The following is a 24961-nucleotide window of genomic DNA, read 5'->3' as shown; positions in this document are numbered from 1 at the left end:
TATTATTTTTTTATAAATGGTACTTTTTTTACTATTGCTTTAATACGTTTATTTCGGATTTCGATAAAAATAGAGCTATCAATCTTGGTGTGAGGGATAGTTACATACCCAAGCCCTATTCCTTTTTCTAATATGGGAGATTGACTACCTGAAGTTACTTTTCCGATTAGCTCGTTATTTTCGTTATATATTAAATACCCTGTTCTAGGGATTCCTCTTTCTAGCATTTCAAAACCAACTAACTTGCGAGTAATTCCTTTTTCTTTTTGTTGTTGTAATGCTTCAGAATTAATAAAGGGTTTGGTGAATTTTGTGATCCACCCTAGACCTGCTTCTAGTGGTGAAGTAGTATCATCAATATCATTTCCATATAAACAAAACCCCATTTCTAATCTCAAGGTATCTCTTGCTCCAAGTCCTATAGGTTGGATATTTTCTTCATGACCTGCTTCAATAATTGCATCCCAAAGTTGTTCTGCTCCAGAATTAGGAACATAAAGCTCAAAACCTCCTGCGCCTGTATATCCTGTAGCAGAAATAATTACATCTTGTATTCCTGCTATTTCACCCATAACAAAAGTGTAATATGGGATATCAGCAAGTGTTACTTTTGTGAGTTTTTGTACTACTTGGCTTGCAAGTGGTCCTTGTACGGCAAAAAGTGATATTTCATTAGAACGATCAATCATTTCTACATTGTCTGTATTATGACTTTTTATCCAGTTCCAGTCCTTGTCAATATTAGAGGCATTAACGACCAAAAGATATTCTTCATCACCTAGTTTATAGATAATAAGATCATCTACAACACCATCTTTATCATTAGGCATACAAGAATACTGAGCACTCCCAATATTTAATTTAGTGGCGTCATTACTACTTATTTTCTGAATTAAATCTAACGCTTTAGGTCCTCTAAGGATAAATTCACCCATATGTGATACATCAAATATACCAACACCTTCTCTTACAGTTTTATGCTCCTGTACTACAGAGGTGTATTGAAGTGGCATTAAATATCCTGCAAATGGGACCATTTTTGCTCCCAATTTTTGATGCTTAGCTTGGAGAGCTATGCTTATTAGTTCTGTTTCCATATTAGTTTATAGTTATTTATGTATTCTTTGTATCTTCTTCAAATGCCGAAACGGGTAGACAACTACACATTAAATTTCTGTCTCCATGGGCATCATCTACACGACCTACACTAGGCCAGAATTTATTGCTTTTTATATGAGGTAGGGGAAAAGCAGCTTTGGTTCGGGAGTACGGCATATCCCAATTATCCTGAGCGATAAACTCCATCGTATGAGGAGCATTTTTCAGGACGTTTTGCTCTCTAGAGGCAGTTCCGTTTGCTATTTCTTTTATTTCATTTCTTATACTAATCATAGCGTCAATAAAACGATTTAATTCTTTGATGGTTTCACTCTCTGTAGGTTCTATCATAATCGTTCCTGCAACAGGAAATGATACAGTTGGTGCATGAAACCCATAATCCATAAGTCTTTTAGCAATATCAGTTACCGTAATGTCTTCTTCTTTAAATGCTCTACAATCGATTATAAGCTCATGGGCATTGCGTCCGTTTTCTCCGGTAAATAGGATAGGATAATGATCAACAAGTTTTTCTTTTATGTAGTTAGCATTTAGAATTGCCATTTCTGTCGCAGAGGTTAATCCTTCGCCTCCCATTAATGCAATATATGCATAGGAAATAGAAAGAATACTTGCACTACCCCAAGGTGCTGCAGAGATAGCTGCGATAGCTTTTTCTCCTCCTGCATTTTTTACCACAGCGTTACCCGGTATAAACGGAGCAAGTTCTTTACTTACTGCAATTGGACCCATTCCTGGTCCGCCACCACCATGTGGGATGCAAAAGGTTTTGTGAAGATTGAGATGGCATACATCTGCTCCAATCACTCCAGGACTTGTTAACCCTACTTGTGCATTGAGATTTGCTCCGTCTAGATAGACTTTTCCTCCATTTGTATGGATAATTTCACAAGCTTCTTTTATGTTTTCTTCAAAAACACCATGAGTAGAAGGGTAAGTGACCATTAATGCCATAAGGTTGTCTTTATGCTCTTCTGCTTTATTGCGTAAATCATTAATGTCAATATCTCCATTTTCTCTACAGGCAACGATGATCACTTTTTGTCCAGCCATTATAGCACTTGCTGGATTAGTGCCATGTGCAGAGGAAGGGATGAGAGTTATGTTCCTATGGGTTTGGTTGTTGTCTGCATAATATGCTTTTATAACCATTAAACCGGCAAGTTCTCCTTGAGCTCCACTATTGGGTTGTAATGAAGTAGTATATAAACCAGTGATTTCTGCAAGCCATGAGGCTAGGCGTTCAAACATTTGATGATATCCTTTTGCCTGATCAGTTGGTACAAAAGGGTGAATGTTTGCCAATTCTCCCCAAGATAATGGTATCATCTCTGTAGTTGCATTTAGTTTCATAGTACATGATCCTAATGCAATCATAGAATGTACTAATGAAAGATCTTTGTTCTCTAATCTTTTTAGATATCTAAGCATTTCATGCTCTGCCTGATAAGAATTAAATACTGGATGTTCTAAATACGAAGATTTTCTTTGTAAAGAAGAAGGAATAGCATAATCATCAATTCTCCAATCTGTTATTTTTACTGTTTGATTTTTTGCAGTAGCAAAGGTTTCTATAATGTCTTCTAGATCTGCAATTGTAGTTTTTTCATGTAATGATATTCCTATATGATTATCATCAAAATATCTAAAATTAATTTCTTTAGCCAGTGCTATTTTTTTAATACTTTCATTATTGTTTACTTCAATCTTTAAAGTGTCAAAAAAATGTTTGTTGGTTTGTGTATACCCAAGTTTTTCTAGCTCCTGATTAAGTTTAGAAGCACATAAGTGAATTCGATTTGCAATTTTATACAAGCCATCTTTTCCGTGATAAACGGCATACATTCCTGCCATTACAGCAAGTAAAACTTGTGCAGTACAGATGTTTGATGTTGCTTTTTCTCGTTTAATATGTTGCTCTCTGGTTTGTAAAGCCATTCGATAAGCAGGTTGACCATTGCTATCTTGAGTAGTTCCTATAATTCTTCCAGGAATATGACGTTTGTAAGCTTCTTTTGTAGCAAAATAGGCAGCGTGTGGTCCTCCATACCCTAGAGGTACTCCAAATCTTTGTGATGTGCCGATTACTACATCAACTCCCATTTCACCCGGAGAAGTAAGATGTGTTAAAGCCATTAGATCTGATGCTACTGCAATTTTTACTTCATGCTTTTGTGCTTCGGTGATATAGGGAGTGGGGTCTGTAATCGCTCCATCACTATCAGGATATTGAATAAGAAGTCCAAAAAGATTAGGATCTGAAATATCAAGTGTGGTAATATCTCCAATTATCACGTTAATGCCAATAGGTTCTGCACGACCTATGATAAGCTCTATAGTATGAGGAAATGTATTTTTATCTATAAAAAATGTGTTAGCTTGTTTTTTTGCTCTGCTTTTTACACGATATAAAAGAGACATCGCTTCGGCTGCAGCAGTAGCTTCATCCAAAAGAGAAGCATTAGCAAGTTCCATCCCAGTAAGATCTGTGATCATTGTCTGGAAATTGATCAGGGCTTCTAACCGACCTTGTGCTATCTCTGCCTGATATGGTGTGTATGCGGTATACCAAGCAGGGTTCTCCAAAATATTTCTCTGTATAACGGGAGGTACAATACAGTCATGATATCCCATTCCTATAAAAGAACGAAATGTTTTGTTGTTTTTTACCATAGATTTGAAGTCAGTTATAAACTCCAATTCTGTTTGCGCAGCGGGTAAAGATAAAGGTTTTGTAGAACGAATATCTTGTGGAATGGTCTGATCAATTAATTGAGATAATGATGAAACGCCAATCACGGTTAGCATTTGATCAATTTCCTTTTTGCTAGGACCTATATGTCTTGGTAGAAATTCTTGTTTAAGGGTGCTTAAATCTTTCATAATAGTACTATCCGTTAGCTGTTATTTGTATAAAGGGAATTTTTTCATCCAGTTATTTACTTCATTTTTGATAGATGAAATCTTAGTATCGTTGTCATGGTTGGATAATACTTCGTCTATAAAATCAACCATAGTATACATGTCATTTTCTTTCATTCCTCGAGTTGTAATAGCAGATGTTCCGAGCCGCATTCCTGATGTTACAAATGGAGATTTATCATCAAATGGGACCATGTTCTTATTGATAGTAATATCTGCTTTTATCAATGTGTTTTCTGCTAATTTTCCGGTAAGATTTTTTGATCTCAGGTCAATAAGAGCCATGTGATTATCGGTTCCGTTAGAGATGATATCATATCCTCTTTCGATTAGGGCGGTACACATTGTTTTAGCATTTTTTATAACTTGTTCTGCATATACTTTGTAGTCATCAGTTAGTGCTTCGCCAAAAGCTACAGCTTTTGCTGCTATTACATGTTCTAATGGTCCACCTTGCGTTCCGGGGAAAACACCCATATCTAATATGTTAGACATCATTTTAAGACTTCCTTTTTTAGTAGTATGCCCCCATGGGTTTTCAAAATTTTTACCCATCATGATCATCCCTCCTCTAGGTCCTCTTAATGTTTTATGTGTTGTAGTGGTTACTATATGACAATGTTGTAGAGGGTCGTTTAATAAGCCTTTCGCAATTAATCCGGCTGGGTGGGAGATATCTGCCAAAAGCAGTGCTCCTACTTGATCTGCAATAGTTCTTAATTGTTCATAGTCCCAATCACGACTATAAGCAGAAGCTCCACATACAATTAACTTTGGTTTTTCTATTTCGGCTGTTTTGGCAACGGTATCCCAATTGATAAGACCAGTTTCCTGATCTACTCCATAAAAACTTGGTTGATAAAGTTTACCAGAAAAATTCACAGGTGATCCGTGAGTAAGGTGACCACCATGAGATAAATCAAAACCTAATATTTTATCACCAGCGTTAAGACATGCTAGCATTACAGCAGCATTTGCTTGTGCACCAGAATGTGGTTGTACGTTTACCCATTCTGCGCCAAACAGTTTTCCTGCTCTTTCTATAGCTAAGGTTTCTACTTTGTCTACTACTTCGCAACCACCATAGTATCTTTTTCCAGGAAGCCCTTCGGCGTACTTATTGGTTAGAGAAGAACCCATAGCAGCCATAACTTGTTTGGATGCAAAGTTTTCTGAAGCAATAAGTTCTATGCCATTCTCTTGGCGTTCGGTTTCTTCTGTGATTAGGTTTTTTACCTCATTATCTAGGATATCTTGTACCATAATTTTTTTGTTTTTAAAATAGTACCTAATATCAAGTATTGAATTTTGGCTACTATTTTGTTTTAAAATGCTGATTTTGTTATTTTTAAAACATTTGAGTTTTATGAATCAAAATTAACGGATGTAAATTGCGAAGAATAAAATTGAAAAAATAGTACGAAATTGCAATCGAATATTTGAGCTGTTTTTATAAGAACATTGTAAGTGTAGAACGATGCTTTGTAGTATTTTTAAGGAATAGTATGAGGGAATCAGGTGATTATCTTATTGGCAAATTGTTTAGGTGTGATACCTATTATCTTTTTAAAATGACGAGTAAAATGACTTTGATCAAAAAAACCTGACTGATAGGCAACCTCTGTAGCAGATAATTTTTTGGAGAGCAGCTTTTTAGCTTTTTCAATTCTAAGGTTTACTAAATATTGATGTGGAGGAAGCTGATAATATTGTTTAAAAGACTTAATCAGACCGTATTCAGAAATGCCAGTTAAGTTAGAAAGATCATTTGTAGAAACTTCTTCGAGATAGTGGGTGTGTAGATATTCTTTGATCTGTTTTGCAACAATAAATTTTTTTGAAATAGGTTCGTTATGTATTTTGGTATATGCATATCTCTTGATAAGCTCTTTAAGAAAATCCATAAGTAAACCTTCAGATTTTGGGTTATGCTGATTGTATATCAAATTAGGAAATACTGCTTTTCCTTTTTTAAACAAAACCTTGTTATTAATGATATTTTCTTTGAAAATAGGAAGCTCTATAGGTAAGCAAAAACTATCCATAGCTTTTTTCATGATCCCGATGGGAATGTACATGGTGAGAAAATTCCAAGGAGAGTTGTTTACTGGTTTTCCTGTGTGTACTTCATATGGATTAAAAATAAGAATGGAACCCGTAGATAGGATTAAATTAGAAGAGTCATTAGAGTAATCACCAACTCCGTAATCCATAAAAATTATTGTATAACTTTCATGAAAATGAGGCTTGAATTGGTGAGATGTAAATGATCCTTTAAATAACTCTAAATTATCTAGAGTATTATTTATAAAATGCTGGACATGGTTATTTTTGCTTTTGTCATGCATTATCTCCTTAATTTATTTTGAATGAAATATTTTTATTCATCCAAACCCCAAAAGAATATTCTTTTGGGATAATTTTTTTTCTTTATTTTATATGGAACTAATATATGTTTGTTTTATTAATTATTAGTGATATGTGTTAATTAAATTGCAATATGTTATGGTTTTTGTGTGCCTTGGTGCTGAATATTTAAAAAAGATATAGAGTTTTTTTAAAATTTATCCATTTATAGCTTCTACAGATGTTATTTTATCTCTAAGCATTTCTTTCAGCATATTTTCAATTCCATTTTTTAAGGTAAAAGTGGAAGAAGGACACCCACTACATGCGCCTTGTAATATTACCTTTACTATTTTACTTTCTGGATTGTAAGAATCAAACAATATATTACCTCCATCACTTGCTACGGCTGGTTTGATATATTCTTCAATAATATTTATAATATCTTTAGAGACGTCATCCAGTTTTTCAAAATCAGAATCAGCTTGTTTTTGTACTTCTTGTTTTGTTATAGTAGCATTAGCTGATAAGACCTCTTTACCTTGTTCTAAATAACTTCTTAAAAATTCTCTAATTTCAACAGTAATATCATTCCAATCGGCGATATCATATTTACTAATAGAAACATAATTCTCATCGATATAGACTTCTTTTACAAAAGGAAAATGAAATAATTCTTGTGCTAGTGGAGCATCATTAGCATCATCAATGTTTTTGAATTCATGTCCAGTAGTCACTATTTTTTTATTAGCTACAAACTTCAGTACAGCAGGGTTTGGTGTGCTTTCTGCATAAATAGTGATAGGAACTTTTTTGGTAGTTTGCGTTTCATTAATAATAGGTTGACCGCTATTTAGATAATTTTGGATCTGTTCTGCTACTTCTTCTTGTACATCTGACCATTCTACAATATCATATTTATCAATAGCAACAAAGTTTTGTGAGATAAAAACCTTTTTTACAAATGGTAAATAAAATAATTGTTGTGCTAATGGTGCGTTTTTGGCTTGATCTATATTCTCAAATTCATAACTGGTATGCTGCGTTAAAAAGTAATTAGCTTCAAATTTAACAATGCCAGGGTTCGAAGTTGCCTCTATTTTTATTTCAAAATTCTTTTCCATGTACTAATTTTTAGCAAATTTACTAAAAAGGAATACGATATTAAGGTTGTAGTTATAATGGTATCATTTTTTAATGAATTTTGTCTTAAAAAAAATGTAAATCTGGTATTCTGACAAAAATTTATATCTTTGGGATTATTGATAGACAATGATTTATTTTAAGAATAATAGTAGAGACCTATAATTTAAACTTATTTATAGGTTTAGATTAAAATTTACTAAAGTTCTTTTAGCCCCATAAATGAGAAAACCCAAATGAACTTAAAAATAATTTATGTAGGATTTTTAATCTTAGTTTCCCAATTTGTTTTTGCACAAGAAGGAATCCCTATATATTCTGATTATCTTTCCGATAACCTATATCTTGTACATCCTGCTATGGCGGGTGCATCAAATACTAATAAAATTAGACTTACTGCTAGAAAACAATGGTTTGATGTAAATAATGCACCTAATTTACAAACATTAAATATTAATTTTAGAACTGGAGAAAAATCTGGTTTGGGAGGGATTTTATATCGAGATGAGAATGGTAATTTTTCTCAAACAGGTGTTTTTGTAACATACGCTCACCATCTATTATTTTCTAGAGATAGAACAGACTTAAACATGTTATCCTTTGGTCTTAGTGGAGGACTTATACAATCTAATTTAGACTTAAGAGGATTCGATGATCCTGTTGATCCAGATCCTGTTATTTTAAATAGAGTACAAAAAGATGTATATTATAATATAGATGTAGGGTTGTCATATCATTTTTTAGAATGGTATGCCCATTTTACAATAAAAAATATTTTACCCACTACCAGAGATATATTCGACAATAATACTCCTGTAAAAGAATCTAATAATCAGCGTAGGTATATTTTCTCATTAGGATATTTATTTGGGATTGGAGGTACACCATGGAGTATAGAACCCTCTATTATGTATCAAGCTACGGATCAAACTCAGGAAAGTACTATCGATACTAATTTAAAAGTTTATAGAGGTTTTGACTTTGGAACTGTATGGGGAGGAGTATCATATAGACGTAGTTTGGATGGAGCAGAGTTCTCTAAGGATGGGACCTCGGTAGAAAGTCAACAATTACAGTATATAACTCCATTTGTAGGAGTGAACTATAAAAAATGGTTGGTAGGATACACATATAGTTATCAGTCTAATTCTGTAGTATTGACTGATGGAGGTCATCATCAAATTACATTAGGATATGATTTTGGAAAACGTAAAGAGAGATGGGATTGTAATTGCCCTGCTGTTAATTCAAAAAATTAAGAAAACGATATACATAAAAAATGCCTGCATACACGCAGGCATTTTTTGTTACAGTATAGTTTACCCCATAAAACTAACTGTACTATTCTTCCCATGAAAAAGATTTTTTTCTTCCTTGTTTTTTAATCGCATTTAATAGAGCTGACTCTAGGTTAGTCTCGTCTTTAGTGCTATTATTTTTAATATATGCAATCCGCTTTTTATTTAATTCTTTAATTTTTTGTTTAATCTCTTTTCTTTCGATGCTTTTTTGGGTAATGTGCTGTTTTAATTCAGCTTTAGACTTTTGTTTAAGTTCTTCAGGAAGCTGTTCTTTCTTTATATCTTCGATTTCAAAAGTTTCATCTTCTGCGGCATCAATAAGGTCCCAACTCTTATTATTGTAGAAACCAGAACTTTTACTAACAGTTCTACTTACGGCATTGGCAGAACTATATGATTTAGCATTCCGATCTTGTTTTCTTTGTTCTGCTATTTTTTGAACCCCAAGTCTGCCATAATGAATGTAGGTGTTATTTAATTTATGGTTAAGTTTAAGAATTATATCATCATATGGAGTTATGATATGTACGGTTTCTCGATTATGATCTATAGCACTATATTCTCCATTAGTAATATCTGCTCCATGTTTCCACATGGATTGAACACCTTGTTGGTAATTACCACAAAAAATAGTATTAATGGTGATATCTTTTTCGTTAGCATCTTGTGCAGCATCTTTATAATTAACAGATCCTTGTGTAAAAGGCTCATTTCCTGCAATAAAAATTAGTTTTAAGTGATCATTATTTTTTTTCCAACCTAATTGATTGATTGAAGTGTTGATTACTTTGCCACAATATTCATTACCTCCATTGGTAGTAAGTGCAAATAGTTCTTTTGATATTTCATCTAGATCATTAGAAAATGGTAGTACTTGTCTAATAAAACCTTCCTGAGACGGTAGGTTATCATTACCGTATTCATAAAGAGCAATTTCTAATTTTATAGTATTATGGTCACACTTAGCATACGAAAGTTCATTTACAATTTCCCAAAGTTGTGCTTTGGCTTGATCAATAAGTCCATCCATACTATTACTAGTATCTAATAATAATGCAACCTGTATATTTCGAGTATTCGGATCAGTTTTAGTAGTTTGTATTAGATGTTTTTTTTCTATTTTATGTGCGGTTTCGGAGGTTGACTTAGTATTTGCATTACAAGAAATACTAAGAAGTAAGCATAATGAGCTCCATATATAAAATATCTTCATGATTTTTCCTTTTTAAATTCTATATAAAACTAGATCAAACTTTATGGAATGAAAATCTAGAATGAGTGAATGGTAGTTATGAATGAGGGAACACAATTCTAAAATTAGGGAGCTTCTTTTTTTACATAAAAAAGCTTCTAAAAAACAATGTAATTGATAAATACAGATTTTATTATCCCAGTAAAATGGATTAAGTTTACTTAGTTTTATGAATAAGTGATGAAGAAGATAGGTTTACTAATTATGGCTATTATACTCTTCCCTATGTTAATAATGGGACAAGAGAATGCTAAAACAAGAAGAGCAGCTCCAATGAGTATCAAGGGGTCTGTAAAAGAAAAAAGTACTAGAAAACCTATTAAGGGTGCAGAAATAACTGTTTTAGGAAAGGGGACTATAAGTACTGATGCTTTTGGTGATTTTAGGATAGAGGCTCATGTCGGAGATGAACTTATAATAACTCATGATAGCTTTATTACTGTACGTTACATTATTAAAGATGGACAACGAATCGATGTCGAAGTAAAGGATGATCCTGCAGGATCTAAATCAAAATTAGTTTCTAAACAAAAGCGAGAATTTAGATATCAAGAAAATCTAAAAGAAGCAAAAAGAACTTTAAAAAAGGATGCAGCTACCAGTATAGAATATATTACAAATGCTTTGGAAACTATACGAGATGATGATCCTGTGTCAGATAATAAAAAAGCAGAACTGTTTGAGACACTAGCTGATATATATAGGTATTGGAAGCAGCCTGATCTTGCAGAAAGTAATTATTTAACAAGCCTTAAAAATAAAAATCGTACTGAGGTAAAAGTTAAATTAGGCGGTGCACAGTTGGAGAATAAAAACTATCAAGGTGCATTAAAAACATTTTCTCAATTACAAAAATCTAGATTAAATACTACCCAAAAAATTATAGTATATGAAGGGTTAGGAGATAGTTATGAGGGTTTACAGAGTTATTCTAATGCGATAGAAAATTACAGAAAAGCATTATCCTTAAGCCAACGAAAAAAAATAGCAGATAAAGTTATTTTATTAAACTCTAAGTTAGCAAAGGTGCTACAGAAAGAGGGAAATGCTATTGATGCAGAAGAGTATTTAGATAATTCAGTACAATTAGCTCAGCAACAAGATAAGAAAACATCAGCTAGGCAGAGAACAGTTGCAGCAGATTTTTATAACAAAAACAGTAGTTACGATAAAGAAATACAACTCAGAAAAAAAGCTCTTGAAGATATAGAAGAGATTGAAAGTGATGAGATCGAAGATTTACCCTTACCAACAGAAAATAACTCTTTAACTACTCAGGTGCAAAATTATAAGATAGCCAGTGCTTTTGCCGCACAAGAAGCATACGATAAGGCGATACCATATCTAGAAGAAAGTATTAAAGAAGCAACATCAAAAAATGACCTGATCGTTCAAAAAGATGCTACCAGAAAGTTAGGGGAGGTATATAGAGAAAAAGGAGAGTTAAAAAAGGCATCAGAAGCATTTGAAGAATATGAAGTAATTATAGATAAATTATATATACAAAAAGATCAGGAGATTTCACAAGCAAATCGCTTTACCAGAGAACTGGCTCAAAAAGCGAATCGCATTGTCACTTTAGAAAAAGATAGAGAATTAAATGAAGCGAAGTATCAATTGGCATTTGCATCACAAGAGTTAGTCAATCAACAAAGTTTACGACAGCAGATTATTATTTATTTTTTGATAGGATTAACAATTTTATTACTTCTAGCTGCCTATTTGATGTACCGTAATATGAAGCAACAACGATATGCTAATAATATATTAGCATTAAAGTCACTGAGATCACAAATGAATCCGCATTTTATTTTTAATGCTTTAAATTCTGTAAATACATTTATAGCAACAAGTGATGAAAGAACTGCAAATCGATATCTAACGGATTTCTCTTTATTAATGAGAGCTGTTCTAGAGAATAGTGAAGAAGATTTTATCTCGTTAGAAAAAGAGATAGAGCTCTTAAAGCTATATGTGCAATTAGAGCATTTTAGGTTTCAGGATAAATTTGAATATAATATAACAGTTGATCCAGATATTGATATAAACGAATATATGATTCCTCCTATGTTATTACAACCATATGTAGAAAACGCAGTTTGGCATGGGTTACGATATAAAGAAGAAAGAGGTATACTATCTATAAACTTTCAAAAAATAGCTATAGATAAGATAGAAATAAGAATAATGGATGATGGTATAGGACGTAAAAAATCTAAAGAACTAAAAACCTTAAATCAAAAAAAACAGCAGTCTAGGGGAATGGGTAACATTAAAAAGAGAGTTACTATTCTTAACAAAATGTATAAAGATAAAATAGATGTATTTGTATCAGATCTCACAGATAATGAAGAAGGAACCCAAGTAACACTAATTCTTAAGAAAGATAAATAAATGAACTTAACCGCGATTATAGTAGATGATGAAGCAAATAGCAGAACGATACTTAGAAATTATATAGGTAAATATTGCCCATTGGTCACTATTTTGGGAGAGGCAGCAAGTGTAAAAGAAACATTAGTTTTGCTAGAGACCTATTCACCAGATATGCTATTTTTAGATGTAGAAATGCCTTACGGTAATGCATTTGATTTATTAGAACAAATTACTGACCGTACCTTTGAAATTGTTTTTGTAACAGCATATGATCATTATGCTGTAGAGGCTTTAAACGCTCAAGCAACCTATTATTTATTAAAGCCTATTGCTATTGATGATTTAATTAAGGCAGTTGATCATGTCCACCATATTAAAAAACGAGAAGAAGCTCTTCTAGATACTGTTTTAGTTCCTAAAATTACTACAATAGAGGGTAAAATCACTATTCCTCAACAAGACGGTTTTGAAGTGTTACAGATTTCTGATATTTTGTATTGTGAAGCAGATGATAATTATACTAAAATTTATTTAGATAAGGGACAGAAATTAGTAAGCAAGACACTTAAATATTTCGAAGAATCGTTACATTCTCATGGATTTGTAAGAATACATAAAAGTCATTTGGTTAATATAAGTGAGATAACAAGATATAGAAAAGGTAAAGGAGGAAGTGTTGTTTTATCTTCGGGTAAGGAATTAAGTGTGTCTTCTTCTAAAAAAGGAATATTGTTGGATTATTTTAGGTAATTAGTAAAAATTAACTCTATTTTTTGTTGAATAATCACTTTTTTTGTTAAATATAATAGAGATAACATTTGTTAGTTGTTATAATTTGTAATATTTATAATAATTAACTGTAAAAACTCAAAAACAATGAAAAAAAGAGAATCATTAAAGAAGTTATCTCTAAAGAAAATCAAAATTTCTAACCTGGCTTCTAAGGCTATTGTAGGGGGAACAGGTAACCCGTCATTACATAGTTGTGTAGGGCAAGGAAATAATCCAGGTCAAACTTGTTACACCAATAATTGTGGTGGTACAGGTGGTACTGGCGGTGGAGGTACCGATAAGAGCGGTCCTATTTATTGCTAATCTATCACTTATTATATATAACAAGACCATTAGGAATTTCTTCTAATGGTCTTGTTTTTTATAGCAAATCTATTTTATGGATGATGAGTATTAATATCTCCTATATTTGTTGATTTGTAAATCATTGATAGTAAGATTTTATAAGTATCTTCTTGCGGTGTGTATGGTGTATGTTATTTGTTTTTTATTGTAAACTTATGTGTAATTGTAATATTTCGTTGCCTGATATGAAGTACATTCACAGGTAAAAAGAAAAACAGCTGGTTTGATACTACAGCTTTTGGATATGATCATATTGTTAATATAATGTACAAGACAACTATTTTTTGAATTTTTCTTTATAATAAGAACTTATTAGCTACCTGTCTAGTGTGCCACATCATGTTAAAACCCTAAAAATTCTATAGTATGATTCGTTGTATGTGCTTTTAAAATGTCTTTTAGAGTATGTGTATTGTTATTAGAGTATAGTGAATGTTTGCCTAATTTATTACTAGTGTTTAGTATATTATTTGTAACCAATACAGCCTTAGTCTGCCTTGCGACAGCTTCCCCAGAATCAATAATTTTAATATGTTCAGGAAGTATTTTTTTTAAGATAGGGATAAGATAGGGGTAATGGGTACATCCTAAAACAAGATAATCAATGCCTTTTTTTAACATTGGGGTAATGTATGACTGAAGTAATGTTAGCATTTCTTCAGTGTCTATCATGCCTTCTTCTATCAACTCTACTAACCCAGTGCCAACGACTTCAAACATTTCTATATTTTGAGTATATAAGTCAGATGTTTTAGAGAATAATTCACTGGTTAATGTACCTTTTGTAGCGAGAACACCTATTCTTTTTGTTTTAGAATGTATAGCTGCAGGTTTTATAGCAGGCTCTATACCTATAATAGGGATATTATATGTTGCTCTTAGTGTTTTTATAGCATTAGTGGTAGCGGTATTACATGCAACAACTATAATTTTGCAATTTAGTTGTATTAATTTTTTGGTATTTTTAATACTCAGCCTAGTGATTTCCTCTCTACTTCGTTTGCCATAAGGAGCATATTTGCTATCTGCTAGAAAAATAGTATTTTCATGTGGTAGTAGTGAAGTAATCTCTTTCCAGATAGAGGTTCCGCCAACACCTGAATCAAATATACCGATAGGCTTGTTTTGCATAGTCACAAGATAATATATTCCAAAAATAAAAAAAACAGTGAGATAGCTATCTCACTGTTTTTTTTATTTTATGATACGATAGTAAAGTTGTTAAATACTTAAGTCCTTTTTTACGTCAGCCATAAGGTTTTTACCATCAGCCATAATTACCCCTGTTCCTGTAGTAGAATCTAATACATATTGGAAACCTTGTGCTCTGGCAACTTTTTGGATTGCTGTACGTGCTTTTTCGTATATAGGCTTCATTAATTCAATTTCTTTTTTCTGAAGATCTTGAAGTGCATTTGTTCTATAATCATTGATACTTTTCTCTGTAGCTTGTACTTCTTGCTGTCTTTTTAAGTTTTCTTCGTCTGTTTTAGTTTCAGCTTCTTGAGAGTATTTTTTGATAGTGTTTTGTAATTCTAACACCATATTTCTGATTTCTGCATCATAAGTTTTATTCAGCTTTTCAATCTCACTTTTTGCTGATTTGAAAGCAGGCATTGCCTCTACAAGTTCCTGTGATGCGATATGAGCAACTTTTGATTGAGCGTTCATAAAGCTTGAGGTTCCTATGATAAGTGCAGTAGCTACTAGTAATGTTCTAAATTGTTTCATTTGTAAGTAATTAATGGTGTTATAAATTTATTTAGTTTTTTAGTTATTATCCTCTTTGTTATAGTTTAGAATAGATAATTAATTATTGTTTTTTATATTTTCTCTTTGCGCTTTTAGTGCATTTATAGAGTCTTTTCTTCTCTTTTGTAATTCTAATAATTTAGCTCTTCTTTCTTCAAATTCTTTCTTTTTTACAGCTCTGATAGAATCCCTCTCTGCTTTACGTTGGGCAAGAAGTTGTTCTCTTTCAGATAATCTTCTTTGAGCCTCTCTCTGTCTATCGCTTACTTCTTTTTCTTGCTCAACATTTCTTTGTTCGTCTCTTTCGAGATTTTTTCTTTCTCTTTTACTATTTAGCTGCTTTCTTTTTGAAGCTCTATTTATTCTAAGTAATACCTGATCACTGATATCAAATCGATCTGCAGAGTATAACATTACCAGATCAGCTGATTTGTCAAAAATAAAATCATACTTTTTGTTTTTTGCAATTTCTTGTACTGCTACAAAAACTTGATCTTGTACTGGTTGAACTAATCTTTTTTTCTGAATAAAAAGATCTCCATTAGGTCCAAATCGCTTCTGTTGATATTCTAAGATCTCTTTTTCTTTAAAAAGAATGTCTTCTTCTCTTTCTTCAATGAGTTCTTTAGTTAACAAAACTCTTTCGTTATTAAGGTCTTTTCGCATTTCTTCTACCTCTTTAAGCTCGGCTTCTATTTCTACTTTCCATTTTTGTATTTTGGTTTCAAGATCAGAAGAAGCTTCGTTGTATTCTGGTACATTTTCCAGAATATAACTCATATCTATATATCCAATTCTAATACCTTTTTGTGCATGTATTGTAGTTGTAAAAAATAGCCAACTGATAGCTGTAACTAGTAAAAGACCCTTTGTTTTCATGACTTTGTTTGTGTATGTTGAAATAATCGTGCCAAAATTTAAAACTGTTGTCCTATAATAAAATGGATTTCTTTTCCGTGTGGTTGATTAGACCCAGGAACAGGATCGAAACCATATCCATAATCTATACCAAGCAATCCAAAAGCTGGCATAAAGATACGCAAACCTGCTCCAGCAGAGCGATTTATTTGAAAAGGGTTAAAACTTTTAAAATTATCATAAGACGCTCCACCTTCTAAGAAACCTAGCAGGTAAATTGATGCTGCTGGTTTTAGTGTTATAGGATAACGAAACTCTAACGAGTATTTGTTATAAATTGTTGCCCCATCGGCATCAAAATTCTGGTCATTAACTCTACTTTGTGGAGTAATTCTTCGATCAGGGTATCCTCTTAATGCTACAATTTCTCTTCCATCAAGGCTTCCAGAGCCTAATTGTGTTCCTCCTAAGAAAAAACGTTCAAAGGGAATATCTCCTCTTTTATTATTGTATGCTCCTAAGAAGCCATATTCTGTTTTTGTTTTTAGTACTAAAGGTTTTTTACCAATATTGAATAGGCTGGTGTACCAAGTACCATCAAATTTAATTTTATAATACTCTAGCCATTTAAAACGCTCTTGATCGATTTCACCTATTTCTTTTGCTATTTCGGTGTTCCTTGCAACATCTCTTGAATTAGAAGAACTTAGGTTTCTTCTTTCTTCATCTAATAAATCTCTTCTATCTTTTAGTTTACCATAATCAACTCCGTTTAAAATAGAGTATGGAAGTGATAGTTTGGCTACAATATTAAATTCTGATCCACCAGTAGGGAAAATTGGATTTGTAGTAGTGTTATTTCTGTTAAGCCCAATAGTATACGATAAATCATTAGAATATCCATTACCAAATGTAAAGAGACGAGTGTTGTAATTTTTAAGATTATAATGTCTTATGTTAATAGCTTGCGATAAAGTAAAAAAGTTATCAGGCCAGTTTAATCTTTTGGCAATACCAATTGATCCACCAGTAATAAGGAATTTGCTATTTCTGTCTACATTACGACTTCTATTATTGAATAGGAATTGTACGGTATGCGAAAAAGACGTAGAAAGTTGATATGGTCTTTTTCCTCCTAGCCATGGTTCTACAAATGAAAGGCTATAGGTTCTGAATGATCTACTGGCTTGAGCCCTAACTCTAAGTGTTTGACCATCACCCATTGGTAGAGGGCTATATGCATCTTTGTTAAAAATATTACGGATAGAGAAGTTGCTAAATGCTAATCCTAGTGTTCCTACAAAACCACCGCCTCCAAAACCACCCTGAAGTTCTATTTGGCTAGATCCTTTTTCTACTAATGGATAATTAATATCAATAGTTCCTGCTTGAGGGTTTGCATTTTTAAACTGTGGTTCTAATTGTTCTGGGTCAAAGAAACCTAATTGCCCTAATTCTCTAACTGTTCTTACAACAAGTTCTTTACTATACTGCTGACCAGGTTTGGTTCTAAGTGTTCTATAGATTACATGATCATTTGTTTTATCATTTCCAGAAACAGTAATGTGATCAAAATAGGTTAGCTTGCCTTCACGTATTCTAATTTCAAAATCAAGAGTATCATTATATACTTTAGTTTCTACAGCATCAATTGAAGAGAACAAGTATCCATTATTTTGATATAAATTGGTAAGGTCGTCTGCATCGGGTTTTGTGTTATCAGCAATTTGTTTTTCTAATAAGACACCATTGTATACATCTCCCTTTTTAATGACTAGTTGTCTTGCTAATTGTCTATCTGTGTATACGCTATTTCCTAAAAAATTGATATTACCAAAATAGTATTTATTACCTTCTTCTACAGTAAGGTTTAACGATACCGTTTTATCATCTTCTATAAGTAGACTGTCAGAAGTTATACGTGCATCTCGATATCCTTTTTCTTTATATTTTACAATGATATTATCTTTGTCTTCTTCATAATCTGCACGAATGTATTTTGATCTTTTCCAGAATCTAAGAGGTTTCTTACGTTTGGTGTTCTTCATTGCTTTTCGCACCTTAGCATCAGAAAGCTGTTCATTTCCTTCTATATTGATGTTATCAATCTTAACTCGATTTCCTCTGTCAATCAATACTACCATGTTTACCTTATTACTGGTTACTGTATCTTTTACAGCAATAGTGTTAATAGTTACTTTGGTATTTAGATAACCATCTTTTTTATACTTATTAGATATAAAATTACGAGTTGTAGTGATAAGATTTTCTGTAACTTTAGTTCCTTTGTTAAGCCCATTGTCTTTGATTAAACCTTCGGCTTTACGCTTTTTGACTCCTTGAATACGTACTTCATTTAATTCATGAACTTCTTGAATATTAATTTCAAGATTAGCAACATCGCCTTCTATACTACTTATATAGAAGTTAATATCGCTAAATAATTCAAGTCCCCATAATTTTTTAATTACTTTACTTATTCGGTCTCCAGGAAGAAAAATACGTTCTCCTTTCCTAAGTCCTGTAAAGGTAATGACAGTATTTTCATTATAACTAGTAGTTCCTGTAACTTTGATGTCTCCAATAATATATTCTTTACCACTAGCGCCAGGTAATTTTTGTGCGAAAAGCGATGTTGATATTAATAAGGCAAGTAACGTAAAATACGTAATAGGTAGTTTTTTTGTCATTTTTTTAACTGAGCTGCTCACTAGTTTTTCCAAATCTTCTTTCTCTTTTTTGATAATTGGATATGGCCTCCAATAAATCGGCTTTTTTAAAATCTGGCCATAAAATTTCTGTAAAATATAATTCTGCATATGCAATTTGCCATAACAAGAAATTGCTAATACGCTGTTCCCCACTAGTGCGTATTAATAAGTCTACATCTGGCAGGTCTTTTGTATATAAATGCTCATTAATGACTGATTCATTAATGAGATGTGGCGAAATTACACCATTTTTAACTTTAATACTTATTTCTTCAATAGTTTTTATAAGTTCTTCTCGGCTTCCATAACTAAGAGCTAAGGTAAGTGTCATCTGACTATTTTCTTTGGTTTTTTCAATTACTTCAAGAAGTTCTGTTCTTACTTTTTTAGGAAGTAATTGTAAATTTCCAATAGCATTAAGTCGGATATTATTTTCCTGAAGTGTTTTGATTTCTCTTTTTAAAGAACTTACCAAAAGTTTCATTAAAGTGTCTATTTCGAGTTTTGGTCTGTTCCAGTTCTCTGTAGAAAAGGCATACAATGTTAGATATTTAACACCTATTTCTGCGGAGCTTTCTACAGTTTCTTTAACGGCTTTTGTTCCATTTTCGTGACCTACAGCTCTAAATAGACCTTTCTTTTTGGCCCATCGTCCATTACCATCCATAATGATGGCAACATGCTGTGGAATATTAGAATTTAATTGTTTTTTATCGATCATTTTTAAAATGCACAGTAACAAGGTATCCTACCCCAAGTGTACGATATTGTTATACCAGTAAATACATACCAGTCATTGTTGTTTAAATTACCAAATCCTTTGCCAAATCTATCATCAGGATTGCTGCCATCAATATTGTCAGTAAATGTATACCGAGCTCCAATTTCTGCACCAAGTACAAAGTCTCTTCCTAATGTTTTTTTAATTCCTAAAACCATGGGGATGGCAAAACTCCATTTGTCACTATAAGCATCAATTTTGTTGTTAATATCAATAGCTTGTGCACCATAGTTAAAAGCAGTAAAACCTGTGTATAGATATGGAGTAAATTGAGAATCGCCTTCATAAAGGTACCAATCCCAGAAGTTAAACTCCATTCCTAATGATATTTCTTTTACAGAATTCGTGAAGCTTAATCCTCTTTGTTTTCTCCTTTCATCCCCTCTTTTATCATTAGCATTGAGCTCTGCATATAAAAATGAAGCTCTAAAAGCGTGTCGCTTGCTTCGGTTCCATTTTCCTATGGCACCAAATGCGATGTCATTAGGTGAAATGTAGTATGTAGATCCTACATCTCCTACATAGTTAGCTCCTCCAACCATCAAACCTACTTCATAGGTTTGGGATGCGATTGATTGTATAAAAAATACAGCGATTATAAGTGATGCTAAGTATCTCATAGATTTTCAAAAGTTTGCAAATATAACAATTAACTTTAGTACACAAGAATTTGAGTAAAATAGTATGCATAAAAAACACTTTTTAGTGCTTTTTATTGTTCAATTGCGTTTATCTTCTCCCCAAAGCATCTTTTTACGTAACGTTTTTTGAAAACTTTCATTCTGAAGAATTACCATATTAATTTTAAATGGAGCTTTTTTTATATATATTGTAGTATCATTAGGTAATGTGTGTGTTCTGGAGTCCAATGAGACTAAATAAGTGTCTTCTCTTCCTGAAACTTGTAATTCTATTTCTTGATTGTCGGGGATAACAAGTGGTCGGGCATTAAGATTATGTGGTGCGATAGGAGTGAGGACCATACTTTCTACATCAGGCATCATTACGGGACCACCACAACTTAATGAATATCCTGTAGAACCAGTAGGAGTAGAGATTATTAATCCATCTGCCCAATATGTGGTAAGGAATTCATTATTTAGGTGTGTATCTACAGTAATCATAGATGTTGTATTTCTTCGACTTACAGCAATCTCATTCATAGCAAAATTTAAAACCCCAAACTCTTTTGTAACAGGGAAAGTCTCTATGGTAACAAGGCTTCTTGGAGAGATATAGAATTTTTTATCTAAAATTAGGGCTATACTGTCTTTAATCTCTTCTTTTTGTATGGTGGCCAAAAAACCAAGTCTTCCCGTATTAATTCCTGCGATAGGGATTCCTAAATCTCGGACATAGGTAATAGTTTTTAGGATAGTGCCATCTCCTCCAATGCTAAAAAAGAGGTCATAAGAAGTATCTAATTCTTCAAAAGTACTAAAATGAGAGTAGGTTTTATCGATTTCATCATGAAGATTTATTAATTCCAGAAATTTTTTTTCGATGACAACTTCTACTTCATTTTCGTCAAGAGTTTCTAATAACTGCTGAATATAGATTCCTGAATTTTTATGATAAAACTGACCATATATACCGATCTTCATTTTAATTTTGATTTGTGTTTTTAATTTGGTTATATATTTAGGTATTTTTCTAGATATTGAGATCTCTCTTTAAGATTTGTTAGGAATGAATCTTCTTGGTGTTTTGAAACAATATTGTAACTATATCTTCTAAATGTTTGTACAATATTGTTGATATCGCTATCACTAATTTTTAAAGTTATTTGTGCTACATCATTTTCCATCTTAGAAATAAATAAACCTAATACTTTGGCATTATTAGATTCTATGATTTGAGATATTTCACTAAAAGAATAGTCTAAGGTGCCTTTTTCTACAATTAGGATGTTGCCAGGCTCACTAAGAAAAGGAGTCTCATTAAAAAGAGTTATAATGTCTCCAAGTTCAAAAATCCCTAAATAACTATTGTCATCTTCGAGTACAGGCATAATGTTAGAATTACTTTGAGCAAAAGACTCTAGGATATCTAACCAATTGTCATCTTTTCTGACAAAAAAACCTTCCAGAGCATATCGATATGTTTCTAAAGTTTTATCTGTTTCAAAACATCTAATATCAGTTTCAGAAATACATCCTAGATATATGTTCTCTTTTATGACAGGGAAATGAGTGTACGTAAGTTCGTTAAACAACAATTGTGCTTCGGTTACTTTTACCGATACATCAAGAGGTTCTATCTCATTAACAATATATAAATTTGTTTTCATAATTTATGGGACTATAATATGCAAAATAATCAAAAAATATACAATCAAGGCGTTCGCAACTTCGTATTTTTGCTTTTTTAGTTCAAAGACATCAAAAACCATGACAAAGTTAAGTGTTAATGTTAATAAAATAGCAACTTTACGTAATTCTAGAGGAGGGAATACTCCTAATTTGATAAAAGTGGCAACTGATATTCAGAATTTTGGAGGAGAAGGGATTACAATACATCCGAGACCTGATGAAAGGCATATACGATATCAGGATGCATATGATTTAAAATCGATTGTAACTACAGAATATAATATAGAAGGAAACCCAATTCCTAAATTTATGGATTTGGTGTTAGAAATTAAACCAACTCAGGTTACTCTAGTTCCAGATGAGGAAAATGCTATAACGAGTGATGCTGGTTGGGATACGAAGAAACATAATCATTTTTTAAAAGAAGTTATCTCAGAGTTTAAACGTAATGGTATTAGGACTTCAATATTTGTAGATCCTGTTTCTGAAATGATAGAAGGAGCGGTAGCTACAGGGGCAGATAGAATAGAACTATATACTGAAGAATTTGCTTCAGAATATGCTAAGGGAAACCAGAAAGCAGTACATCCCTATGCTGTATGTGCACAACAAGCGATTGATCTAGGGATAGGAGTTAATGCGGGTCATGACCTTTCTTTGGATAATATTAAGTTTTTTAAAGAAAATATACCTGGACTTCTTGAGGTTTCTATAGGTCATGCTTTAATAAGTGAATCTATATATTTAGGATTAGAAAATGTAGTTAATATGTATTTACATAGACTTAAATAAATTAATGATTATGAAATTACATGCTAATGTTTTTGGAGAGGGTCATCCTTTTTTGATTCTTCATGGTTTTTTAGGAATGAGTGATAATTGGAAAACCATAGGGAAGAAAATATCAGAACAAGGGTTTCAGGTGCATTTAATAGATCAGCGCAACCATGGGAGAAGTCCTCATAGTGATGTGTTTTCTTATGATGTATTGGCAGAAGATTTAAAGTTGTATTGTAAAGAGCATAATTTATATAACATCAATCTTTTAGGGCATTCTATGGGAGGTAAAACAGCAATGCTTTTTGCAACTAAGTATCCTAGTTTGATTAATCGCTTAATCGTTGCTGATATTGGGCCAAAATACTATCCACTACATCACCAAGATATTTTGGATGGTTTAAGTGCTTTGGACTTTGAGGTTTTAACATCCAGAGGAGAGGTAGATAAGGAACTTAGTTTATATGTGCCTGATATAGGGGTACGGATGTTTCTTCTTAAAAACTTGTATTGGAAAGATAAAGGAGTACTTGGGTTACGTATGAATTTGGATGCTTTGATTAAAAATGCGCATGAAATAGGAGTAGAACTTCCTAAACAATATTCTTATCAGGGTACTACTATTTTTCTTAAAGGAGAAAAATCTAATTATATTATAAAAGATGATGAGGTTAAGATAAAAAGTCAATTTCCTAATTCTAAAATTGAGGAAATCTCTAATGCAGGGCATTGGTTGCATGCAGAAAATCCAGTAGTTTTTTTAACTAAGGTGTTGAATTTTGTTAAAAAACGAGATTAATATACTATGTATGCATAATATTTTAATGATTTCGTTGGATAGTTGTTATTTTCTGTTAAATTTGGTAAATTGATATTTGAATATCAAAACCTAAAATAACAAAACAATTCTAAATTAATTATGAAAAAACTTTTATTATTAGTTCTATTCGTCTCGGTAACTCTGGTTACTTATGCAGGTGGGTATAGAGTTAGTGTGCAAGGACAGAGGGCAATAGCTATGGGACATACCGGAGTAGCTGTAGTGAATAGTGCTGAGTTGGTCTTTTTTAACCCAGCAGGTCTTGTATACTTAGAGGATAAATTAAACGTAAGTGTTGGTGCAAGTGGTATTTTTACGGATGTAATATATCAAAACACAGAATTTGGTGTTTCTTCTGAAACAGATAGCTCTGTAGGAACTCCCCTTAGTTTATATGGTTCTTATAAGGTTAACGAATGGATGTCTGTTGGTCTTGGAGTGTACACACCGTATGGTAGTGAAGTAACATGGCCAAAGGATTGGGCAGGTTCTCAATTGGTTAATTCTATTGAACTGGCAGCAATTTATGTTCAACCGGTAGTCTCCTTTAAATTATCTGATTATTTCAGTATTGGAGGAGGACCTATTTTTGTAACTGGTTCTGTGAAGTTTAATCGTAATGCGAGTAGAACAACAACAGATATTGAGGGAAATAGATCTAATGTGAATATTGATGACTCTGGAGTTACTAATTGGGGTTGGAGTATAGGAGGAATGTTTAATCCTACTAAAGATTTTCATATAGGATTTAACTACCGAAGTGAAATTATTTTAGAATCTAAAGATGGAGAAGCCACTTTTTCTAACTTTCCAAACTCTACCGCAGCACCAGTAAATGGTACAGATGGATTTACTGCAGAATTACCATTGCCAGCAGAATTATCGGTTGGATTGTCTTATGAATATAAGAAATGGGTTTTTGCATTTGATTATAATAGGCAGTTCTGGGATGTTTATAAATCATTAGATATTAATTTTACTAATCCAAGAAACCCAGATTCTAGTAACCCACGTAATTATAAAAGTTCATCAGTGTATCGATTTGGATTACAATATCAGGCTACCGATAAGATTACTTTGAGAGCGGGATACTATAGAGATGAAACTCCAGTGCAGCCGGGGTATTTTGCTCCAGAAACCCCTCGTAACGATTCTGATGGTTTTACAGGAGGTTTAAGTTTTGCGGTAACTCCTAAATTGGCTATTGATGCTTCTTTCTTTTATTTAAGGTTTGAGGAAGTTGATGCTTCTTATGATTATGGTACGAATTCGACTGGAGGGAGAGAGTCTTTTGGAGGAACGTATAAATCAAGCGCATTTGCGCCTGGACTTGGTTTAACTTATAAAATGTAAT

21 protein-coding genes are annotated in these 24961 nt (G+C 32.5%); 7 read left to right on the top strand and 14 right to left on the bottom strand.

What is annotated here, in order from left to right:
- Positions 1-2: 2 nt before the first annotated feature.
- The 5 genes from gcvT to N456_RS10045 form a co-directional block, all read right to left on the bottom strand.
- Positions 3-1097, bottom strand: a complete 1095-nt coding sequence (gene gcvT / locus N456_RS10065) for a glycine cleavage system aminomethyltransferase GcvT (protein WP_062056491.1) — start codon at positions 1095-1097, stop codon at positions 3-5.
- Positions 1098-1113: 16 nt separating this feature from the next.
- Positions 1114-4002 (bottom strand): aminomethyl-transferring glycine dehydrogenase, encoded by a 2889-nt coding sequence (gene gcvP / locus N456_RS10060; RefSeq protein WP_062056490.1) that lies wholly within the window; start codon positions 4000-4002, stop codon positions 1114-1116.
- 21 nt (positions 4003-4023) lie between these two features.
- Positions 4024-5304: a serine hydroxymethyltransferase gene (locus tag N456_RS10055; protein WP_062056488.1), complete on the bottom strand. Its 1281-nt coding sequence runs from the start codon at positions 5302-5304 to the stop codon at positions 4024-4026.
- Between the two features lie 251 nt (positions 5305-5555).
- A complete protein-coding gene (locus tag N456_RS10050) occupies positions 5556-6389 on the bottom strand; it encodes an AraC family transcriptional regulator (protein WP_062056486.1) in 834 nt (277 codons plus the stop codon).
- Positions 6390-6605: 216 nt separating this feature from the next.
- Positions 6606-7511 carry a NifU family protein gene (locus N456_RS10045; RefSeq protein ID WP_062056485.1) on the bottom strand — a complete coding sequence of 302 codons (906 nt, stop codon included), beginning with the start codon at positions 7509-7511 and terminating at the stop codon, positions 6606-6608.
- Between the two features lie 255 nt (positions 7512-7766).
- Here N456_RS10045 and N456_RS10040 point away from each other — a divergent pair, with 255 nt between their 5' ends.
- Positions 7767-8789, top strand: a complete 1023-nt coding sequence (locus tag N456_RS10040) for a PorP/SprF family type IX secretion system membrane protein (protein WP_062056483.1) — start codon at positions 7767-7769, stop codon at positions 8787-8789.
- An 82-nt stretch (positions 8790-8871) separates the two neighbouring features.
- Here the strand turns inward: N456_RS10040 and N456_RS10035 are convergent, their stop codons facing one another.
- Entirely contained in the window at positions 8872-10044 is a 1173-nt protein-coding gene (locus tag N456_RS10035; RefSeq protein ID WP_062056481.1) for a vWA domain-containing protein, read from the bottom strand.
- A 219-nt stretch (positions 10045-10263) separates the two neighbouring features.
- On the opposite strand from N456_RS10035, the gene N456_RS10030 reads away from it, so the two are divergent.
- The 3 genes from N456_RS10030 (at position 10264) to N456_RS10020 (ending at position 13554) form a co-directional block, all read left to right on the top strand.
- The gene (locus N456_RS10030) at positions 10264-12477 is read left to right on the top strand and encodes a tetratricopeptide repeat-containing sensor histidine kinase (RefSeq protein WP_062056479.1); all 2214 of its coding nucleotides are present in this window, start codon (positions 10264-10266) and stop codon (positions 12475-12477) included.
- Positions 12478-13209 carry a LytR/AlgR family response regulator transcription factor gene (locus N456_RS10025; RefSeq protein WP_062056477.1) on the top strand — a complete coding sequence of 244 codons (732 nt, stop codon included), beginning with the start codon at positions 12478-12480 and terminating at the stop codon, positions 13207-13209.
- A gap of 126 nt (positions 13210-13335) precedes the next feature.
- Entirely contained in the window at positions 13336-13554 is a 219-nt protein-coding gene (locus tag N456_RS10020; RefSeq protein ID WP_062056475.1) for a hypothetical protein, read from the top strand.
- Between the two features lie 384 nt (positions 13555-13938).
- Here N456_RS10020 and murI read toward each other — a convergent pair whose 3' ends face one another.
- The 8 genes from murI to N456_RS09980 form a co-directional block, all read right to left on the bottom strand.
- Positions 13939-14727 (bottom strand): glutamate racemase, encoded by a 789-nt coding sequence (gene murI, locus N456_RS10015; RefSeq protein ID WP_062056474.1) that lies wholly within the window; start codon positions 14725-14727, stop codon positions 13939-13941.
- A gap of 90 nt (positions 14728-14817) precedes the next feature.
- Positions 14818-15327 (bottom strand): OmpH/Skp family outer membrane protein, encoded by a 510-nt coding sequence (locus N456_RS10010; protein WP_062056472.1) that lies wholly within the window; start codon positions 15325-15327, stop codon positions 14818-14820.
- Between the two features lie 78 nt (positions 15328-15405).
- Positions 15406-16227: an OmpH/Skp family outer membrane protein gene (locus N456_RS10005; RefSeq protein ID WP_062056470.1), complete on the bottom strand. Its 822-nt coding sequence runs from the start codon at positions 16225-16227 to the stop codon at positions 15406-15408.
- A 38-nt stretch (positions 16228-16265) separates the two neighbouring features.
- Positions 16266-18896 carry a BamA/OMP85 family outer membrane protein gene (locus N456_RS10000; protein ID WP_082422497.1) on the bottom strand — a complete coding sequence of 877 codons (2631 nt, stop codon included), beginning with the start codon at positions 18894-18896 and terminating at the stop codon, positions 16266-16268.
- A 4-nt stretch (positions 18897-18900) separates the two neighbouring features.
- A complete protein-coding gene (locus N456_RS09995) occupies positions 18901-19638 on the bottom strand; it encodes an isoprenyl transferase (protein ID WP_062056468.1) in 738 nt (245 codons plus the stop codon).
- Positions 19639-19640: 2 nt separating this feature from the next.
- Positions 19641-20318, bottom strand: coding sequence for a type IX secretion system protein PorG (gene porG, locus N456_RS09990; RefSeq protein ID WP_062056466.1), 678 nt, complete (start codon positions 20316-20318; stop codon positions 19641-19643).
- A 99-nt stretch (positions 20319-20417) separates the two neighbouring features.
- On the bottom strand, positions 20418-21302 hold the full coding sequence (locus N456_RS09985) for an NAD kinase (protein WP_062056465.1): 885 nt from the start codon (positions 21300-21302) through the stop codon (positions 20418-20420).
- 29 nt (positions 21303-21331) lie between these two features.
- Positions 21332-21988 carry a CBS domain-containing protein gene (locus tag N456_RS09980; RefSeq protein ID WP_062056463.1) on the bottom strand — a complete coding sequence of 219 codons (657 nt, stop codon included), beginning with the start codon at positions 21986-21988 and terminating at the stop codon, positions 21332-21334.
- Positions 21989-22088: 100 nt separating this feature from the next.
- Here N456_RS09980 and N456_RS09975 point away from each other — a divergent pair, with 100 nt between their 5' ends.
- The 3 genes from N456_RS09975 (at position 22089) to N456_RS09965 (ending at position 24960) form a co-directional block, all read left to right on the top strand.
- Positions 22089-22802 (top strand): pyridoxine 5'-phosphate synthase, encoded by a 714-nt coding sequence (locus N456_RS09975; protein ID WP_062056461.1) that lies wholly within the window; start codon positions 22089-22091, stop codon positions 22800-22802.
- Between the two features lie 10 nt (positions 22803-22812).
- Positions 22813-23586, top strand: a complete 774-nt coding sequence (locus tag N456_RS09970) for an alpha/beta fold hydrolase (protein ID WP_062056459.1) — start codon at positions 22813-22815, stop codon at positions 23584-23586.
- A gap of 120 nt (positions 23587-23706) precedes the next feature.
- Positions 23707-24960, top strand: a complete 1254-nt coding sequence (locus N456_RS09965; RefSeq protein WP_062056456.1) for an OmpP1/FadL family transporter — start codon at positions 23707-23709, stop codon at positions 24958-24960.
- The last annotated feature ends 1 nt before the right edge of the window (position 24961 follow it).

The sequence above is a fragment of the Aquimarina longa SW024 genome, from assembly GCF_001401755.1.
Taxonomy (GTDB): Bacteria; Bacteroidota; Bacteroidia; order Flavobacteriales; family Flavobacteriaceae; genus Aquimarina; species Aquimarina longa.
The sequence above is the reverse complement of the archived record's forward strand: the minus strand, read 5'-3'. Positions and strand labels throughout refer to the sequence as shown.

Excerpts from the sequence above, each read along its gene's own strand:
- gcvT (WP_062056491.1), bottom strand. The coding sequence starts at position 1,097 with ATGGAAACAGAACTAATAAGCATAGCTCTCCAAGCTAAGCATCAAAAA.
- gcvP (WP_062056490.1), bottom strand. The coding sequence starts at position 4,002 with ATGAAAGATTTAAGCACCCTTAAACAAGAATTTCTACCAAGACATATA.
- N456_RS10055 (WP_062056488.1), bottom strand. The coding sequence starts at position 5,304 with ATGGTACAAGATATCCTAGATAATGAGGTAAAAAACCTAATCACAGAA.
- N456_RS10050 (WP_062056486.1), bottom strand. The coding sequence starts at position 6,389 with ATGCATGACAAAAGCAAAAATAACCATGTCCAGCATTTTATAAATAAT.
- N456_RS10045 (WP_062056485.1), bottom strand. The coding sequence starts at position 7,511 with ATGGAAAAGAATTTTGAAATAAAAATAGAGGCAACTTCGAACCCTGGC.
- N456_RS10040 (WP_062056483.1), top strand. The coding sequence starts at position 7,767 with ATGAACTTAAAAATAATTTATGTAGGATTTTTAATCTTAGTTTCCCAA.
- N456_RS10035 (WP_062056481.1), bottom strand. The coding sequence starts at position 10,044 with ATGAAGATATTTTATATATGGAGCTCATTATGCTTACTTCTTAGTATT.
- N456_RS10030 (WP_062056479.1), top strand. The coding sequence starts at position 10,264 with ATGAAGAAGATAGGTTTACTAATTATGGCTATTATACTCTTCCCTATG.
- N456_RS10025 (WP_062056477.1), top strand. The coding sequence starts at position 12,478 with ATGAACTTAACCGCGATTATAGTAGATGATGAAGCAAATAGCAGAACG.
- N456_RS10020 (WP_062056475.1), top strand. The coding sequence starts at position 13,336 with ATGAAAAAAAGAGAATCATTAAAGAAGTTATCTCTAAAGAAAATCAAA.
- murI (WP_062056474.1), bottom strand. The coding sequence starts at position 14,727 with ATGCAAAACAAGCCTATCGGTATATTTGATTCAGGTGTTGGCGGAACC.
- N456_RS10010 (WP_062056472.1), bottom strand. The coding sequence starts at position 15,327 with ATGAAACAATTTAGAACATTACTAGTAGCTACTGCACTTATCATAGGA.
- N456_RS10005 (WP_062056470.1), bottom strand. The coding sequence starts at position 16,227 with ATGAAAACAAAGGGTCTTTTACTAGTTACAGCTATCAGTTGGCTATTT.
- N456_RS10000 (WP_082422497.1), bottom strand. The coding sequence starts at position 18,896 with ATGACAAAAAAACTACCTATTACGTATTTTACGTTACTTGCCTTATTA.
- N456_RS09995 (WP_062056468.1), bottom strand. The coding sequence starts at position 19,638 with ATGATCGATAAAAAACAATTAAATTCTAATATTCCACAGCATGTTGCC.
- porG (WP_062056466.1), bottom strand. The coding sequence starts at position 20,318 with ATGAGATACTTAGCATCACTTATAATCGCTGTATTTTTTATACAATCA.
- N456_RS09985 (WP_062056465.1), bottom strand. The coding sequence starts at position 21,302 with ATGAAGATCGGTATATATGGTCAGTTTTATCATAAAAATTCAGGAATC.
- N456_RS09980 (WP_062056463.1), bottom strand. The coding sequence starts at position 21,988 with ATGAAAACAAATTTATATATTGTTAATGAGATAGAACCTCTTGATGTA.
- N456_RS09975 (WP_062056461.1), top strand. The coding sequence starts at position 22,089 with ATGACAAAGTTAAGTGTTAATGTTAATAAAATAGCAACTTTACGTAAT.
- N456_RS09970 (WP_062056459.1), top strand. The coding sequence starts at position 22,813 with ATGAAATTACATGCTAATGTTTTTGGAGAGGGTCATCCTTTTTTGATT.
- N456_RS09965 (WP_062056456.1), top strand. The coding sequence starts at position 23,707 with ATGAAAAAACTTTTATTATTAGTTCTATTCGTCTCGGTAACTCTGGTT.